Origin of the sequence: Butyricicoccus sp. OF27-2pH9A, assembly GCF_027693185.1 — a bacterium.
In the GTDB taxonomy this organism is placed as follows: Bacteria; Bacillota; Clostridia; order Oscillospirales; family Butyricicoccaceae; genus Agathobaculum; species Agathobaculum butyriciproducens.
The window spans coordinates 1-16,388 of the sequence record NZ_JAQEXK010000003.1 but is presented as its reverse complement, the minus strand read 5'-3'; the positions used below and the strand labels follow the sequence as shown (position 1 = coordinate 16,388).

The 16,388-nt window shown below is 45.7% G+C and carries 17 protein-coding genes and 2 pseudogenes; 17 read left to right on the top strand and 2 right to left on the bottom strand.

All coding sequences use genetic code 11. The annotated features are described in order from the left end of the window. Positions 1-155: 155 nt before the first annotated feature. Complete coding sequence (locus PG722_RS03955) at positions 156-734, bottom strand: XRE family transcriptional regulator (RefSeq protein WP_270579728.1); 579 nt, start codon at positions 732-734, stop codon at positions 156-158. 177 nt (positions 735-911) lie between these two features. Between PG722_RS03955 and PG722_RS03950 the strand changes: the two genes are divergently transcribed. The 17 genes and pseudogenes from PG722_RS03950 (at position 912) to PG722_RS03870 (ending at position 15,946) form a co-directional block, all read left to right on the top strand. Beyond that, positions 912-1,100 (top strand): helix-turn-helix domain-containing protein, encoded by a 189-nt coding sequence (locus tag PG722_RS03950; RefSeq protein ID WP_270579727.1) that lies wholly within the window; start codon positions 912-914, stop codon positions 1,098-1,100. An 11-nt stretch (positions 1,101-1,111) separates the two neighbouring features. Continuing rightward, positions 1,112-2,200, top strand: a complete 1,089-nt coding sequence (locus PG722_RS03945; RefSeq protein WP_270579726.1) for a site-specific integrase — start codon at positions 1,112-1,114, stop codon at positions 2,198-2,200. Beyond that, on the top strand, positions 2,191-2,517 hold the full coding sequence (locus tag PG722_RS03940) for a plasmid mobilization protein (RefSeq protein ID WP_270579725.1): 327 nt from the start codon (positions 2,191-2,193) through the stop codon (positions 2,515-2,517). Before PG722_RS03945 ends, PG722_RS03940 begins: the two co-directional genes overlap by 10 nt. Then, entirely contained in the window at positions 2,514-3,647 is a 1,134-nt protein-coding gene (locus PG722_RS03935) for an AAA family ATPase (RefSeq protein WP_270579722.1), read from the top strand. The genes PG722_RS03940 and PG722_RS03935 overlap by 4 nt, the downstream gene beginning before the upstream one ends. Before the next feature lie 336 nt (positions 3,648-3,983). Next, positions 3,984-5,150: a plasmid recombination protein gene (locus PG722_RS03930; protein WP_270579721.1), complete on the top strand. Its 1,167-nt coding sequence runs from the start codon at positions 3,984-3,986 to the stop codon at positions 5,148-5,150. Continuing rightward, positions 5,147-5,458 carry a TnpV protein gene (locus tag PG722_RS03925; protein ID WP_270579720.1) on the top strand — a complete coding sequence of 104 codons (312 nt, stop codon included), beginning with the start codon at positions 5,147-5,149 and terminating at the stop codon, positions 5,456-5,458. Before PG722_RS03930 ends, PG722_RS03925 begins: the two co-directional genes overlap by 4 nt. A gap of 8 nt (positions 5,459-5,466) precedes the next feature. After that, positions 5,467-6,102: pseudogene (locus PG722_RS03920) on the top strand (plasmid recombination protein); the annotation flags it as partial. Between the two features lie 155 nt (positions 6,103-6,257). After that, a complete protein-coding gene (locus PG722_RS03915; protein ID WP_270579719.1) occupies positions 6,258-6,506 on the top strand; it encodes a hypothetical protein in 249 nt (82 codons plus the stop codon). Positions 6,507-6,852: 346 nt separating this feature from the next. Beyond that, positions 6,853-7,056, top strand: a complete 204-nt coding sequence (locus PG722_RS03910) for a hypothetical protein (protein ID WP_270579718.1) — start codon at positions 6,853-6,855, stop codon at positions 7,054-7,056. 57 nt (positions 7,057-7,113) lie between these two features. After that, positions 7,114-7,707 carry a hypothetical protein gene (locus tag PG722_RS03905; protein ID WP_270579717.1) on the top strand — a complete coding sequence of 198 codons (594 nt, stop codon included), beginning with the start codon at positions 7,114-7,116 and terminating at the stop codon, positions 7,705-7,707. Continuing rightward, entirely contained in the window at positions 7,704-9,266 is a 1,563-nt protein-coding gene (locus PG722_RS03900) for a type I restriction-modification system subunit M (protein ID WP_270579716.1), read from the top strand. Before PG722_RS03905 ends, PG722_RS03900 begins: the two co-directional genes overlap by 4 nt. Positions 9,267-9,283: 17 nt before the next feature. Then, on the top strand, positions 9,284-10,507 hold the full coding sequence (locus PG722_RS03895) for a restriction endonuclease subunit S (protein ID WP_270579715.1): 1,224 nt from the start codon (positions 9,284-9,286) through the stop codon (positions 10,505-10,507). Then, complete coding sequence (locus PG722_RS03890; protein ID WP_270579714.1) at positions 10,504-10,734, top strand: hypothetical protein; 231 nt, start codon at positions 10,504-10,506, stop codon at positions 10,732-10,734. Before PG722_RS03895 ends, PG722_RS03890 begins: the two co-directional genes overlap by 4 nt. A 21-nt stretch (positions 10,735-10,755) precedes the next feature. Then, a complete protein-coding gene (locus PG722_RS03885; protein WP_270579712.1) occupies positions 10,756-11,634 on the top strand; it encodes a DUF2971 domain-containing protein in 879 nt (292 codons plus the stop codon). A gap of 13 nt (positions 11,635-11,647) precedes the next feature. Continuing rightward, entirely contained in the window at positions 11,648-14,806 is a 3,159-nt protein-coding gene (locus PG722_RS03880) for a type I restriction endonuclease subunit R (protein WP_270579711.1), read from the top strand. A gap of 2 nt (positions 14,807-14,808) precedes the next feature. After that, a complete protein-coding gene (locus tag PG722_RS03875; RefSeq protein WP_270579710.1) occupies positions 14,809-15,534 on the top strand; it encodes a M48 family metallopeptidase in 726 nt (241 codons plus the stop codon). 31 nt (positions 15,535-15,565) lie between these two features. Continuing rightward, on the top strand, positions 15,566-15,946 hold the full coding sequence (locus PG722_RS03870) for an SMODS-associated NUDIX domain-containing protein (protein WP_270579709.1): 381 nt from the start codon (positions 15,566-15,568) through the stop codon (positions 15,944-15,946). 31 nt (positions 15,947-15,977) lie between these two features. Here PG722_RS03870 and PG722_RS03865 read toward each other — a convergent pair. Next, a pseudogene (locus PG722_RS03865) lies at positions 15,978-16,388 on the bottom strand (recombinase family protein); the annotation flags it as partial.

The following is a 16,388-nucleotide window of genomic DNA, read 5'->3' as shown; positions in this document are numbered from 1 at the left end:
CCGCATGAATACAGGCTTTTTTGCCTGTCGCTTTGCCTGCTGATACTAATTTGATACTAAGTTAGTCTGAACAGTATCGCTGAGAATAATTGCAAAGGACAAGTAAAACCGCCCTGCTGAACGACAAAATTCAGCAGGGCGGTTTTTGCTTGTCCTTATTTATTTTTGCGCCACTGGATATTCGGTGTAGCCTTACCTAAATCATCACAGGTGTCCGGCCAGTTGAGTTTCCATTCAAAGTATTCATCTCTGGAGATTTGCTTGGATAGATACTCCTGCTGCCGCACCAACCATTCCCGCATAAAGTCATTGACCAGAGCGTTGAAGTACATAGCAATCGGCGGGCGAAGCGGCCAATCATCGGATGGATTGTATCGAGCAGAGGTATCTTCCCTTGCAGATATACGCGCATCGTAGTTTTGTGGCAACTCATTCGGTGTAAGTTGAAACAGGCGGATACCACCAATGTCGCTTTCCTCTAACCAGAACAGAGTTCGTATCAAATCTTCCGGTGCGCTATCCCCCGGGCAAGCCGAATAAAAGTTTAGTCGATTGACCTTCAGCGCAAGCGCAATTTTGTCCAATATCTCTTTTCGTGGTACGCGATAGTCTGTTTCGTACTGTGCGATTCGATTGTCCGCACCTTTTTCAGGAAAGCCGACCGCTAATCCAAGTTCTTTCTGAGTCATACCACGAAAGGTCCGAATTGTCCTAATTTTTTCTCCAACCGTCATAATGTGTCACCGCCTTTGAATGTAGTATATCGTGAATAGCAAAAATACGCAAGAGAAACATTAACAATTACGCGAAAGTTTGCTTGACATTAACATAAAAGCTAATGTATAATGTCGGTATAGAACATTAACATTTATGCGAATATGAAATCAACAGATAGAAAGGAGTCAAGAAAGATGCAAGACAAATTATTTATGAACGCAGAAGAAGTTGCCAATATCCTTGGTGTATCCAAGGCACACGCCTATAAACTCATTCAGCGTTTGAATGGTGAATTGAGTGCCAAAGGATTTATGGTCATTCCCGGTAAAATCAGCCGCCGCTACTTCAGTGAAAAGTTCTACGGTATGAACGACAAGCAATAGGAGGCGATAAAATGCCAGCGTACAAAGACAAGGCAAAAGGCACATGGTATGTGTCCTTTTACTATGAAAACCGGATCGGTAAAAAAGAAAAGAAGATGAAGCGCGGCTTCAAAACCAGACGGGAGGCTCTGGAGTGGGAACGAATTTTCCTGCAACAGAAAACCTCGGATTTGAATATGACATTTGAAGATTTTGTCCCGTTATATATTGCAGATATGAAAAATCGCTTTAAGGAAAGCACTTGGCTGACGAAAGAACACATTATCCGCACGAAACTGGTTCCCTACTTTGGAAAGCGCAAGATGTGCGACATTTGCTCCAAAGATGTGATGACGTGGCAGAACGAAATGATGGGACACCGATCCGAAGCAGGAAAAGCATATTCTCCGGTATACTTGAAAACGCTTCATAATCAGCTCAGCGCGGTGTTCAACCATGCGGTCAGGCACTATGGTCTGAAAGCGAATCCAGCAGCACAGGCGGGCAATATGGGGAAGGCAAAGAACGGTGAAATACAGTTCTGGACAAAAACCGAGTATTTGCAATTCATCGAAGCGATGATGGACAAGCCTCGTTCCTTCTATGCCTTTGAAATGCTCTATTGGACTGGAATTCGAGAAGGTGAACTGCTTGCTCTGACACCTGCGGATTTTGATTTTGAGAAACAAACCGTTTCTATCACAAAATCCTATCAGCGCATGAAAGGCCGAGATGTCATCACAGACCCCAAAACGCCGAAAAGCAATCGTGTTGTTCAAATGCCATCATTTCTCTGTGACGAAATACGGGACTACATCAAAACACTGTATGCTGTACAGCCGGATGACCGGATCTTTCAAGTTACGAAATCGTATTTGTTTCGGGAAATGGAGCGCGGCTGCAAGGAAACCGGCGTTAAGCGTATCAAGGTGCATGGTTTACGCCACTCGCATATTTCTTTGCTGATCGACATGGGATTTTCGGCACTGGCAATCGCAGACCGCGTAGGCCACGAAAGTATCGACATTACCTATCGCTATGCACATCTGTTTCCCACAAGGCAAACGGAAATGGCAAACAAGTTGGATATGGAACGAAAGGAGGACGAAGCGTGTCATTAAAAAATTGTGATAACAAGAACCGCTGGCGAAGTAAAACCATAGGCTTCCGCGTATCGCCGGAGGAAGATGAGCAGATCAACCGCTATGTGAAATTGTCCGGCCTAACCAAACAGGACTACATTACGCGGCGGCTCACCCACAAGGATGTAGTGGTGCAGGGCAATCCCAGAGTGTTCAAAGCACTGCGGAATAAGCTTGCGGAAGTGCTTTGGGAATTGCAGCGCATTGAGACTGGCGGTGCAGTCAATGATGAGCTGCTTGACCTAATTGAAATGATATCCGATATTCTCGGCGGAATGAAGGAGGAATTTGAATGACCAACAAAAAAGAAATGACCGCTCCAAATGTATCTGTTGGCGCAGATACGGAGCAGTCATCCCAAAACCTTATTGATAATAGTTTAACCGATTTTGACCCGAATTTCAAGGGTGGTGACGAAATGCAGAGAGAAATTTTGCGAATGATGGATCCGTCCTACCTGAAAACCGTGTCAATGTCTGAGCTGCTGGACAACGTGTACCAGAGCAAGCCGCCCCTTGTGGACGGCCTGCTCTACCGGGGTACTTACCTTTTTGTCGGCGCTCCAAAGCTGGGCAAGAGCTTCCTGATGACCCAGCTTGCCTATCATATCAGCACCGGCACGCCGCTGTGGAACTACCCTGTCCGAAAAGGCACAGTGCTGTACCTTGCCCTGGAGGATGATTACCGCCGTTTGCAAGAGCGCTCTTACTGGATGTTTGGCACAGCAGAGAACGAAAGCCTGTTCTTTTCTGTTTCTGCCGGACAGCTTGGCAGCGGTCTGGATGAGCAGCTTACCAATTTTCTACAGGAGCATCCAGACACTTCTCTTATCATCATCGACACGCTTCAGAAGGTGCGTGAAATCGGCGGAGACAATTACAGTTATGCTAACGACTATCAAATCATCACCCGGTTGAAGACGTTGGCGGATAACTATAGCATCTGCCTACTCCTTGTCCATCATACTCGAAAGCAGCAATCGGACGATAAGTTTGATATGATCTCCGGCACCAACGGACTGTTGGGTGCAGCAGATGGAGCATTCCTGCTCACTAAGGAAAAGCGCACCGGAAATGCTGCCTGCCTCGATGTGTCTGGCAGAGATCAACCGGATCAGCGGCTGCACCTTTTCCGCAACGAGGAAACCCTTGCGTGGGAACTGGAGCGTGTAGAAAAAGAGCTTTGGAAATCGCCACCAGAGCCGCTGCTGGAGCAGATTTCTGCTTTCCTTTCTTTAGACAGGAAGGAGTGGGTGGGAACACCCACCGAACTTGCGGCGCATCTCGGTGTGGATATGAAGCCCAATGCTCTGACAAGGCGGCTGAATGTCAACGCAGGGCGGCTGCTGAATGAGTACGGCATTCGATACGAAAGCAGCCGCAGTCGCAGCGAGCGAACCGTAAAGCTGACGGCGGATCAAGCGTGACGATATGTGACGGTGTGACGATATTTCCATGAGTGGGGGGCGGTATCCCAAATACCGTCATCATCGTCACACACCGTCACGGGGTACCGTTTCGGAAGGTAAAGTTTAGGCGGGGTGCAGGGTGCCCTTTTCAAAGGGCGGCCCTGCTGGGGCGGCAACCGCAGTTGCCGGGGCAAAGCCCAAACGTAGAGCGGCACTCGATGTACCGACTCTACGCACCCCCTCGGAGAGCGCAACAGCATCTTTTGATGGCCGCAGGCTGTCAAAAGTGCTTTTGTTACTCTTGGCAAGAGTAACAGAACCCGTCTACGAAAGGAATTGAAGGGAGTGAACGAAATGAAACGAACGATCAGCGTTGAAGTCGGCAAAGGCTCCGTCAACCATAACAGCCGCAAATTTAAAGCGGAGAATGTGGACGGTGCGCGCAGCCATCTCAATATCGACTACTGCAACGAACGCATCCAGGATGTCTATCAAATGCTGTTTGGACCGGCGCAGGAACGATTCAACGCAAGGCAAACACGCGCCGATCGGCGCATTCCGAACTACTATGAAAAAATCTGTACCGGGCATCAGGAAAAACCTTTTCACGAGATCATCATTCAAATCGGCAACAAGGACGATATGAGCGCTCTGGGCGAAAATGCAGAACTGTCAAAAACTGTGCTGAACGAATATTATCAGGGCTTTCAGGCACGGAATCCAAACCTTTATGTTTTCTCCGCACACCTGCACATGGACGAGGCAACGCCTCATCTGCACATTGACTTTGTTCCGTTCATCACCGGCAGCAAGCGCGGACTGGATACCCGTGTATCACGCAAGCAGGCACTCGCTGCGCAAGGTTTTAAAGGCGGCACACGGAGCGATACAGAGTGGAACCAATGGGTACGCTCCGAAAAGGCTGACCTTGCCGTTAAAATGGAGCGGCACGGTATCAAATGGGAGCAGAAAGGCACCCATGACAAACATCTTTCTGTGCTCGATTACAAGAAGCAGGAGCGCAGCCGTGAGGTGCAGCAGCTTGGCGAGGAGATTGATGAACGCCGATGCGAGGTTCATAATCTTCAGCAGCAGGCAGAGAAATATAAGCAGGCGTTGGAGGATTGCAAATTGACGGAGAATATGCTGGAAACCGCACCGGAGTATCAGCTGCCGGAACCGCCTGCGCTGATGTCCGCTAAGACCTACAAAACAAGATTCGTTGATGCACTGGTGGAGCGGCTCAAGAAACTGGCAAAAACGCTGCTGGCGCGGTATTTCGAGGTTCTGAACGATTATTTCCGAGTCAATGCAAACAACGGAAAGCTGTACCATGAGAACAAAAATCTGCGAGCAGATAACGCATGGCTCAGCCAGAAAAATGACAGGCTGGAAATCGAAAACAGAAACTATTCCCTGCTCCGCAAGCGGCTCGGCAAACAGCAGCTTGACGCATTGGTGGAGCAGGCAAAAGCAGCTAAACACACCACCCGAAGAAAAAACGAAACGAGGGAAAGATGATGAAAAAGTACACCTTTGATGCGAAAAACGGCCTGTGGTACGAGCAGTGCGGGGAGTATCAACTCCCCTGCCTGACCGTGCCGAACAGCAAAATGATCGGCAGATGGGGACATCACCACCGCCGGTATCTCCGTCAGCACAAGTACGGTACTTATACCGCGCTGCTGCTGACCGGCAAGCTGGACGATACATTGATTATAATCATGTTCGTCCGCACAGTTTTAACGGTTACCGCACCCCGTATGAAGCAAGAATATCAACGGAACCATAAGCAATTTTTTAGCCATAACTGTTACAAAAATGCTTGACCACGACAATGTTTGATAAAATGAAAGCGAATGGAGAAATCTCTACAAGAGGTCTGAAAGAAGATGCACACCTTTTCGGAGAGCTGATCTTCGATGTAAGATCTGCCTATTTTTACAACCACGGTGGCTACGACTTTGCTAAACAGTTCTATGCGGATGCCTACAAAGCAGCGGTGGAGATCGTCGGCGGTGAGCAGTACATTCTATCTGCGGTTATGCACGCCGATGAGCGGAACCGTGCTATGTCAGAAGCATTGAGCGAAGATGTATTCCACTATTACCTTCATGTGGTCTATATTCCGGTTGTAGAAAAGCAGATTCTGTGGTCGAAGCGATGCAAAGACAAATCTTTGGTAGGTACTGTGAAGGAAACCGTGATGCAGGTCAGCAGTAGCCAAAAGTGGGCCTCTCTGCTAGACTTGGATGAACAGGGACGGCCACTGTTGACCAAGACGGGCAAGAAAGTTTTGAAGAAATCCTACACTGTTTTGCAGGATGACTTTTTCAACGGCATGCAAGCTGCCGGTTATAGCGACATCCAGCGTGGAGAGCGAGGTAGCAGTGAAGAACATCTGACCGTGCACCAGTTTAAGGTGATGAAGGAACGGGAACGGCTGGAAGAGTTGACGGAACAGACAGCACAGAAAGTTCAGGAAGCAGCAGCTGGCGGCTCAGAACGTTGAGAAAATCGAAGCAAAGTCTGTGCCTCTTTCCTCAAAGGTGATGCTGGAACGCTCCGAATACGAGAGCCCTGCCGCTGCCGCAAAGAAATATGTGGCTCAGGAGAAGAAAGAGCGGCATGCAAAAGTTTCTGGATGCTGCCAACAAACTGATTTCGGAGCTAAAAAGCAAGATCGCTGAGCTGACCGCTGAATTGGCAGAATACAAGTCTGTCCGTGGAAAGTTGCGTACCAGAGAATTGGAACAGGAAAATGAGGAGCTTCGCAGCAAGATTCACGGCTATGAAGCTGTGATTGAAAGGTATGATCTGTGGTACCTATTTGGTCGCAAACGCTCCAAAAATATGACCAGAGAAGAAAATCACTGATTCCTGTGTAGAGCCGTGAAAATTGAGATTTTACCAATGGGAGCTTCTCGGATGACCTGTGACCCGGCGGCTTACATAAAATCAGTGACGGAGTATGATACGTTCAACTGAACTATGAGTAGAAAAAATGTCATATTTCAATATTACAAATAATTTATATAAAAAGATTGACAACTTGCAAGCCGTATGGTACTATATCTTCAGACAAGAGAAAAGCTCCCGGATACAGCGGCAACTGTTCCGAGAGCTTCCCACGCAAATATCATAGTTATGCACCTTTATGATATCAGATATTCTCAGGAATGTCAATGTGGGCTTGTACTTTCAATGAAAGGAGAACAAGCCAATGAAGTTCTATGTCAATAAGAATGAGCAGTGGACTGGCGAGCATGAGGTACATCGTGCCGATTGCGCATGGCTGCCTAATGCAGCGAACAGAATCTACCTGGGTGAGTTTTACACCTCTCAGGCGGCTGTTCAGGAAGCGCGCAAGTACTACAACTGCGTAGACGGCTGCGAGCACTGTTGCCCCGAAAGCCACACCAGATAACATGATAAGGTGGCCCGCCCATTTGTGGGCGGGCCGCTTTTCTTTGGAGGCGAAAAGATGATCACTAAGATTTCAGATCTTGCAGATGTGCAAGGCGGAATGGTTTTGAGTCGAAAAGAGGCCAAAAACCAGGAAGAGGACTCTTTCGAGTACAGCCGTCTTACGCTTAGAGCATTCGATGACAATGGAAATATTAATAGATCAGAGCTGGAGATTTTTCATGCCTGTGAGAGTCTGGAGAATGCCTTATTTACAAAGGTAGGAGATATTGTAATTCGGCTGGTCTCTCCAATGTACCCGGCGTCTATCGAGCCTAGCTATGAAAATATTCTCGTTCCCTCTCAATTTGCGATACTGCGAGTAAAAGGATGTGCAGGGGTTATACCGGAGTATCTCCGACTGTGTCTGGCACAGAAAAGTGTGCAGGAACGAATTCTCAGCCTAGAAAGCGGAACAGCCCAAAAGACTGTAAAAATCAAAACGGTCTTGGATTTGGAAATTCCCTTACAGCCCTTGCATATTCAACAGAAAGCGGTACAGATTGACCGATTAAGCAGAAAACGAGAATGTATGTATCGTGAGCTGATCGAAAATGAACGTATATTAACAGAACATCTTATTGAAAAGATGATTGGAGGAACTAACCAATGACGACCAAGAAGGATATTGAAAATGCATTGATGCGTGGCGCAGATACTCTGCGGGATACCATTGATGCAGCCAACTATAAAGACTACGTACTGCCGATTATGTTCGTCAAGTATCTGAGTGATTCCTATGAAGATGCGCTGGATGAATTGAAAAAGGAGTATTCCGGCATCCGTCTGGAGCGTCAGAAACGATATCTGCCCTTTACCATTGCAGAAGAGTGCTCCTTCCAGTCTCTCTATGACCAGAGATATTCTGACAAGATTGGTCAGCTGATTAATGCCGCTATGCGAAAAATCGAGGCAGATAACAACCAGCAGCTGGCTGGTGTTCTGAACACTGTGGACTACAACAGTGAAAATGCACTGGGTACACTGGATCACAAAAAGGCAATCCTTCGGGATCTACTGGAGGACTTTGATCCGCTGAGCCTTCGTCCCTCGGATATCGAGGTGAAGCCCGGTCAAGTCCCTGCTGATGTTATTGGTGACGCTTATGAGTATATGATTGGCCAGTTTGCCAGCATGGCAGGTAAGAAAGCTGGTTCCTTCTATACCCCGGCAGCTGTCTCCGAAATTATGGCTCGCATTGTGAATGTCCAGCCCGGTGAGCGTGTGTATGATCCTACCTGCGGATCTGGTTCTTTGTTGATCAAGGCTGCGAAGAAGCAGAACAGCAAGGAAGTTTCCATCTACGGTCAGGAAGTCAACGGTTCTTCTGTGGCAATGGCCAAGATGAATATGTATATCCATGAAATCCGAGATGCAAAGATTGGCTGGGGTGATACTCTGGCAAACCCGGTGTTCTTGGATGCTGACGGTAATCTGCTTCTCTTTGATGCCATTGTCGCAAATATGCCTTTCTCGAAGGATAAGTGGGCATCCGGTTTCAACCCCGGCGGTGAGTCCAGCGGTAAGGGCAAGAAGGAGTTTAAGATGGAAGCTTCTCTGGATAAATTCCATCGTTTCGACTGGGGTGTTCCTCCTGCAAGTAAGGGTGACTGGGCCTTTCTGCTACACATGATCAACAGCCTCTCCGTCAATGGCAGAATTGCCGCTGTTGCGCCTCATGGCGTTTTGTTCCGTGGTGCTGCAGAAGGTCGTATTCGTCAGAAAGTCATTGAGGAAAATCTTCTGGATGCCGTGATTGGTCTGCCTGAAAACCTGTTCTACGGTACTTCTATCCCGGCCTGTATTCTGGTGTTTAAGAAGAATCGCCCCAACACAGATGTGCTTTTTATCGACGCCAGCAAGAGGGACGAGGATGGTAATCCTCGTTATATCAAGGCGGGAAATCAGAATGCACTGGGGGATGCTCATGTAGATGCGATTGTCCAGGCATATCAGGAGCGCAAAGAACAAGATAAATTTGCTCATGTGGCTACCTTAGAAGAAATCAAGGAGAATGAGTACAACCTCAATATTCCCCGTTATGTGGATACCTTTGAAGAGGAAGCTCCGATTGATCTTCAGCAGGTTCAGTCCAATATTGCCCGGCTGAAAACAGAGATTGCAGAGGCTGAGAAGCAGATGGACACCTATCTGAAAGAACTTGGGTTGTAATATAGGAGGTCAAGCACATGACCAAACAGATACACGCTGGTATTGCCGTTGGACAGGTATCAGAAGGATATAAACTGGAACACGGCTATGTGATTCCTAAAGAGTGGAAAGTCGTTCATTTCAACGAATGTTTCCATCGATTGACGCAGAAAAATACTGAGAACAATCAAAATGTTTTGACTATTTCTGCACAGCAAGGGCTAATCAGCCAGCTAGATTATTATAATACCCTCTACGCCAGCGAAGATAAGACAGGGTATTTTCTTCTTCAAAAAGGTGATTTCGCATATAACAAGAGCTATTCTGCGGATTATGCGTATGGTGCAATCAAGCAACTGGAAAAGTATGATAAAGGCATTGTCTCTCCGTTGTATATCTGTTTCTCAGCTAATGAGGGCACAAATACTGATTTCTACAGACAGTATTTTGAAGCTGGAATGTTTAACCGGGAGATATACAAGGTTGCTCAGGAAGGCGCAAGAAACCACGGCCTGTTAAATGTATCTACTCCTGAGTTTTTCTCTGCGGCACTTGTTTTTCCTCCCGTTGAAGAGCAGAAAAAGATTGCTGAGATTCTTGAACAGTGCGATAAGGTGATTGCACTTAAGCAGAAATGCATTGACGAAGAGAAACGGAAAAAGCATGGAATCGTAAAGCGTATATTCTCTTCTGATGCTCATAAGGGATGGGAGGAAGAGCCACTCGGAAGCATATGTACATTTATCAACGGAAGAGCCTACAAGCAGGATGAACTTCTAAAAGTGGGAAAATATCCGGTTTTACGTGTAGGTAATCTGTTTACAAAGGGCGAGTGGTATTATTCTGATTTGGAGCTTGCTGAGGATAAATACATCGATTCAGGAGACTTGATCTATGCGTGGTCAGCCTCATTTGGCCCACAGATTTGGACCGGTGACAAAGTAATTTACCACTATCATATTTGGAAAGTGATCCCCCACGCCAGAATCGATAAGAACTATTTACATCAATATTTCATGTATGATGTTGGGCTACTTGCCAAAGAGCAACAAGGCGGTACCATGTCCCATATTACAAAAGAAGCAATGGAAAAGCGAATCTGCCGCTTTCCATCGCTGACGCAGCAAAAAGAAATTGCACAGCTTTTGTCAATGGTGGACCAGAAGATGGAATTGCTACAATCAGAATTGGATGAATGGGAGATGAAGAAAAAAGCTCTGATGCAGCTACTTCTTACCGGAATTGTGAGGGTGAAACCGTGACTGATTTTGAAAATCTAAAAAGCAGTTACATTCAGACCATACAATTGGCCCTGCTTGGTGGTGTGAGCCGTGATGAAGTAAAGCATGCAAGTGAGCTGATTTCTCATTTTTGTAAACAGCTGATTCGGCGCAGCGGCTACCGGCCGCAGGATCGGGACGAAATGAGCCGCCAAATTGATTTGGTGAAGCAGACACTTGAACTGGAGATAGAAGCAGCGTACCACTAATACGAAAAAGAGGGACATGCGATGTCGAATAAGACAAACTCGAAAGCATATATACCAACTGTTTTTCAAGATATTGAGACACCTGAAGAATTAAAATGTTACTTGGATGATTCAATGAGACGTTCGGACAACACTCCATACCTTCACCATTATACAAGTGTTTCCAGAGTTGTGGATATGATTCGAAGTGGTACATGGCACTTAGGAAATGCTAAAGGAATGAACGACAACCTTGAATATAAAAATGGTGATGCTACTCGCTGGCGTAATTTATTCTTCAGTTGCTTTATGTGTGAAGACAAAGAAAGCATTGGTATGTGGAGTATGTATGCACAACCGTGGGAAAAAGGTGTGAAGATTTCGATACCAAAAGCTGCTGTTAAAAAATGGCTGAAAACGATAACCGAAATTCTTGAAATTTCTACAAATGATTATCAGCCGACTGGACGCAGATTTCGATTGAAAGAGTATGATATATCATTAAGACTTTCGTCCGTTGCATATTGTAATTCAGATAGTCTTCAAGGAAAAACGAACGAAGAGAAAATAATGTGGAGTACGGCCAAGAACATCCATATTAAAAATGCTGTTCGGATTCCAGAACTCACCGGCTACATAAAAGATATGGCATGGTCGTATGAAAAGGAAATTCGTATTAAAGCTGAGTTTGATAATGTATATGGGGTTCATAGAATTGCAATTCCTTTAACGGAAGACCTGATTAACGCTATGACGATAACAGCCAGTCCATTATTTGAGGGCAGCTTGGAAGATGTTTTGAAAAAGGAAATTGCATCCAAAATTAAAACTGAGCAGAGCATGTTTACCCACAGATTAAATATCAAAACAATATGCCAGGAATGTAAATTAAAGCAAAAATATGGCAGCAAGCTAATATAAATGAGGGATCATAATGCCAAACCATACCATTTTTAATGAACGACCGGAATCCCAAGATCGTGCTTTGAAAGTCATTGAAAAGCTGGGATATACGATCGTCCCCCGCAGTGAAGCGGAGAAAAAACGTGGCTCTCGTCGGGCTGTTCTGTTCACGGAAGAACTGCAGTCTTTTCTGAGCCACCAGACGTATCAGTTTGGCACAGAAGAACGATACTTTTCCGGAGGCTCCATCGCCAAAGCCATGCAGACCGTGGATCAGTTCAGTGCTGCTGGACTGTATGCTGAAAACAAGACGATCTATGAGCTTCTCTGTGCCGGCAAGAGCATGGAAGAGGATCTGCCTGACGGAACTCGTCAGTCCTTTGATCTGAGTTTTATCGACTTTGAACACCCGGAAAATAATACATTCCAAGTGACAGATGAGTTCGAAGTAGAACGTGCTAACGGTAAATTTGCCCGCCCAGATATTGTGGTGCTGGTCAACGGTATTCCTCTGGTGGTCATTGAATGTAAGAAATCCAGTGTGGATGTGATGGAAGGTGTCAACCAAAATATCCGCAACTGGGGCGAAGAATACATCCCGCACCTCTTCCGTTACACCCAGCTGGTGCTGGCTATGAATCCGGACAAAGTTCTGTATGGTACTTGCGGTACACCTGCAAAATACTTTGTGTCTTGGCATGAGGATGATAAGGAGTGGCTGAACGATTGGTGCCGTAAGTGTTCTCCGGATGGTCAAATCAAGGAACAGGATCGGGCTCTGGTTTCTCTATTGCACCCGGATCGGCTACTGGATTTGATTCGTAATTTTATCATCTACGATAACAATGTGAAGAAGATCTGCCGCTACAAGCAGTATTTTGCAGTTAAAAAGTGCATGAAGCGAATTCTGCTTCAGGACGGTGCTGATACTCGAAATGGTGTTGTGTGGCATACCCAAGGCAGTGGTAAAACTATCACTATGATCATGCTGACCAAGATGATTATCCGGGAGAGCATGAAGCCTGGCAGCAGTATCAAGCGGCCCCGTTTCGTGATGGTGACTGACCGTATTAACCTGGATAAGCAGATTCGGGACAACTTTATTCATACACAGATGAGCCCTCACCGTGCAAAAACAGGCAAGGGCCTGATCGAGTTGCTGAAGGAAGATGGAAACACCGTCATCACAGCTCTGGTCAACAAATTTGAAGCCGCTGTGAAGCAGGAATACTGCAACAACAGCGAGAATATCTTCGTGTTTATCGACGAAGGTCACCGTACCCAGTACGGCAAGCTGAACATCTACATGAACCGGGTGCTGCCCAATGCAGTCAAGATTGCCTTTACAGGCACCCCTCTGATGCAGAAGAAGCCAAAGGACGATAAGCGAGATGTTATGTCTGCTAAGGATACCTACTCCAAATTCGGCCCCCTGATCGATAAATACACGCTTCAGGATGCCATCGATGACAAGGTGACCGTTCCCATCGTCTACGAAGGTCGTGTGATTCCTCAGAAGGTTACCAGTGAGCAGATCAATGCACATCTGAAACACATTACCGTGGGTTTGAATGAAGAGGCTAAAAAGGATCTGGAAGTTAAGTACAGCCGCTTTGTGGCTCTGGCCCAGACGGAAGCACGCCTTAATATGATTGCCTTTGATCTCCACGAGCACTTTACCAGCTTTGTAAAGCCCAAGGGCTTCAAGGCCATGCTAACCTGTTCTTCCCGTGCCGAAGCAGTACAGCTCTTTTATAAGCTGCGGGATCTTGGCGGTATCACCCCGGCGGTTGTAATCACGCCCAATACCAGCCGTGAGGGTGATGATGAAAGCAACACACCTCAGACTCAGAAAATCATCGGGGAGTTTTTTCGCAAGGAAATTGACCCACTTTTCAAGAACAACTATGATGCCTATGAAGATTCCGTAACTGGACAATTCATTGATCCGGAAGGCGATATTGATCTTTTGATCGTCAAGGATAAACTACTTACCGGCTTTGATGCACCGATTGCAGCGGTCTTATATGTGGATAAAAAGCTGAAGGATCATACCCTTCTGCAAGCAATCGCCCGTGTGAACAGAGTGTACACGGATAAGGATTTTGGCCTGGTCGTGGACTATATGGGCATCTTCAAAAAGCTGAATTCTGCTCTGGATCTGTATAGCGATGAGCAGTCCGGTATGAACCTGTTCAACAAGTCTGAAATCCATGCGGCTATCTCTGCTGTTGCGGAAGAAAAGGACAAACTCGCTCAGGTCCATCAGCAGCTCTGGAAAATTTTTAAGGGAATTGATCCTGATGAATCCAGCGCCAATGTCTGGCAGGAACGCCTGAGAGAGTATGATGTGCGTAAGGACTTTTACGAAAAACTGTCTGCATTTGCAAAAATGGTGGACTTCATGTACTCCAGCTATGAACTGTTTGAAGCCGTTGGATTTGACCAGGCAGAGGCCTATCGCAAGGACTATTTGTTCTTCAAGAAATTAAAAGATAGTGTAGCTCTGCGCTTTAATGATCGTGTAGACTTCTCTCGGTATGAAGATGGCATTCGTCAGCTTCTGAATACCTATGTGAATGCGGAAGATGCCAAGATTTTGATTGAACCTCTGGATATCACCAACAAGGAGAAAATGGAGGAACAATTGGCACGACTGGGTTCTAACGAGGCCAAAGCTGAAGCAATCCAGACCCGACAGGTTGAGGTCTTGGAAAGTCAGCGGTATGTGGACCCGATTCGTTATATGACCTTTATGGAGCGCATCAAAAAGACAATTGCTGACTATATGGAAGAGCGTGATAGTGAAAAGTATCTGTCTTCAATGGAGAAGATGGCAGAAGATTACCGGGCAGGTCGAAATTCTGTCAAATATCCTGAAAACATCATGGATGACAGCGATGCAAAGTCTTTCTATGGTGCGGTTTGTGCTGGTATAAAAAAATCAACTGGAGCAACAGATGTAGAAATTTCGGAGGAATTAGGACAATTGGCATTGGATATCAAAGCCGTTATTGTGAAACACACAAAACGTGACTGGCGGGATAATGTCATTGTTCATAGAGATATTAAAAAGGCACTTGATGATCTTCTCTTTGATTATCTGGAGGACCATAAGCTGGACTGGAGTTTGGACACAATCGATATCATTATAGATGAAATTATGATGGTGGCAAAGAAGGGCTATTAAACATGGAAACAATCAGTATCACATTGCCATCATCCCCAAAGATAGTTGACGTCAAGTTGGATCGAAAATCCATGAAGACCTGTCGGTTAAAGGTTTACCCATCTCAGGAAATTGTATTGTCTATGCCTAAAACAGTTCCGACCACGTGGGCTGAAGAGTTTTTAGTGGATAAGGGTACCTGGATTGAGTCAAAGCTGGATGGTTTTCAGAAAACCGTTGGATATGCAGCGACTGATGAAATCAGAGACGGATTCTCTATCAAACTCCTTGGTGAGGATATGCTTTTTGTAGTTACCGAATGCGAAAAAGAAAAAGTATATTCAGAAGGAAAGATTATCCATATTTGCTGCCGGGATGCAAATGACCAGTCGAAAATTCAGCGGCAGTTTGAAAATTGGTGGAGAAAACAGGCAAAGGCGATCCTTCAGGAACGAACAGAACATTGGTACCCCATTATTGAAAAATACGGTATTCCTATGCCAAAGATTTCGGTTCGGAAAATGAAAACCCTGTGGGGTAGCTGCAGTGTAAATCGTGGAGCTGTAACACTCAATTTCTACTTGATTAAAGCTCGGATGCCCTATATTGACTATGTTGTCTTGCATGAGCTTACTCACTTTCTATATCCAAATCACAGTAAGCAGTTCTATATGTTCCTTTCGAACTATATGCCTGACTGGAAAGAAAGAAAGAAAGTGTTGGATCAGGATGTTGTTCACGGCCTGTAAGCTACCTAAACTAAAATACAAGAGAAAGGATATGAAAAATATGAAGCGTCCAATTGTTCTAATCGTACTGTTTATAATGGCAGGAATTTTTACATGTATTGGAGTTGGTACTGACACATCTTGGCTTGCTATGTTAGGTGCAATTGCATCTGCAATTTTTGGTACAATTATTTCGATGATATTTGAGTCTATCGATACACATGGGCAGGGCATGAAATTGTGGATGCAGCACATAAAATACTGGAAACAAGACATTCGTCTATCGATAGCATATCTTTTCCGTATCGAAATTGATGGGAAATATCTATTGGTAAAAGGAAATCGACTTAAAAAGCAGTTCCAGCCTGTTGGCGGTGTTTATAAGTTCTATGCGGAGGCAAACATCGGTGTACAAGGGGGACAAACGAGATAAAATAGAAATGAGGGGCGATAGAGCGGAAATGTCAGATTTTCCACTCTATCTGAACACGGTCGCTGGTGGCCTTGATCGTAGAGATCAAACCATCGGCGGCTTTTCTTTTGTCGTCAAAATCTATGCTGTCCCAGTTGTCGAGATAATAGGATAACTTCTTTATCTGCTGGGGAGATATGGTTTCAACGCTCAATTCAGCGATTGCCTTTGAAATGGTCTGGCGTCGGGTGTCCAGTTCTTCAATTTTTTTGTTGGCGTAGGCAAGCAAGGTCGCATTGGCTCCGGTTAGCGTATCCAGCAGCTTTTCAATTTCTGCCTCCACCTGTGCCAGCTCCACTTGACAGGCAGTCAGTTTCGGATTGACTTTTTCCTCTCTGCCGTGGAGTATCTGAAAGTCTTTGAATTTCTCCTGCATGGCCGAGAAAATGAATTGCTCAAATTC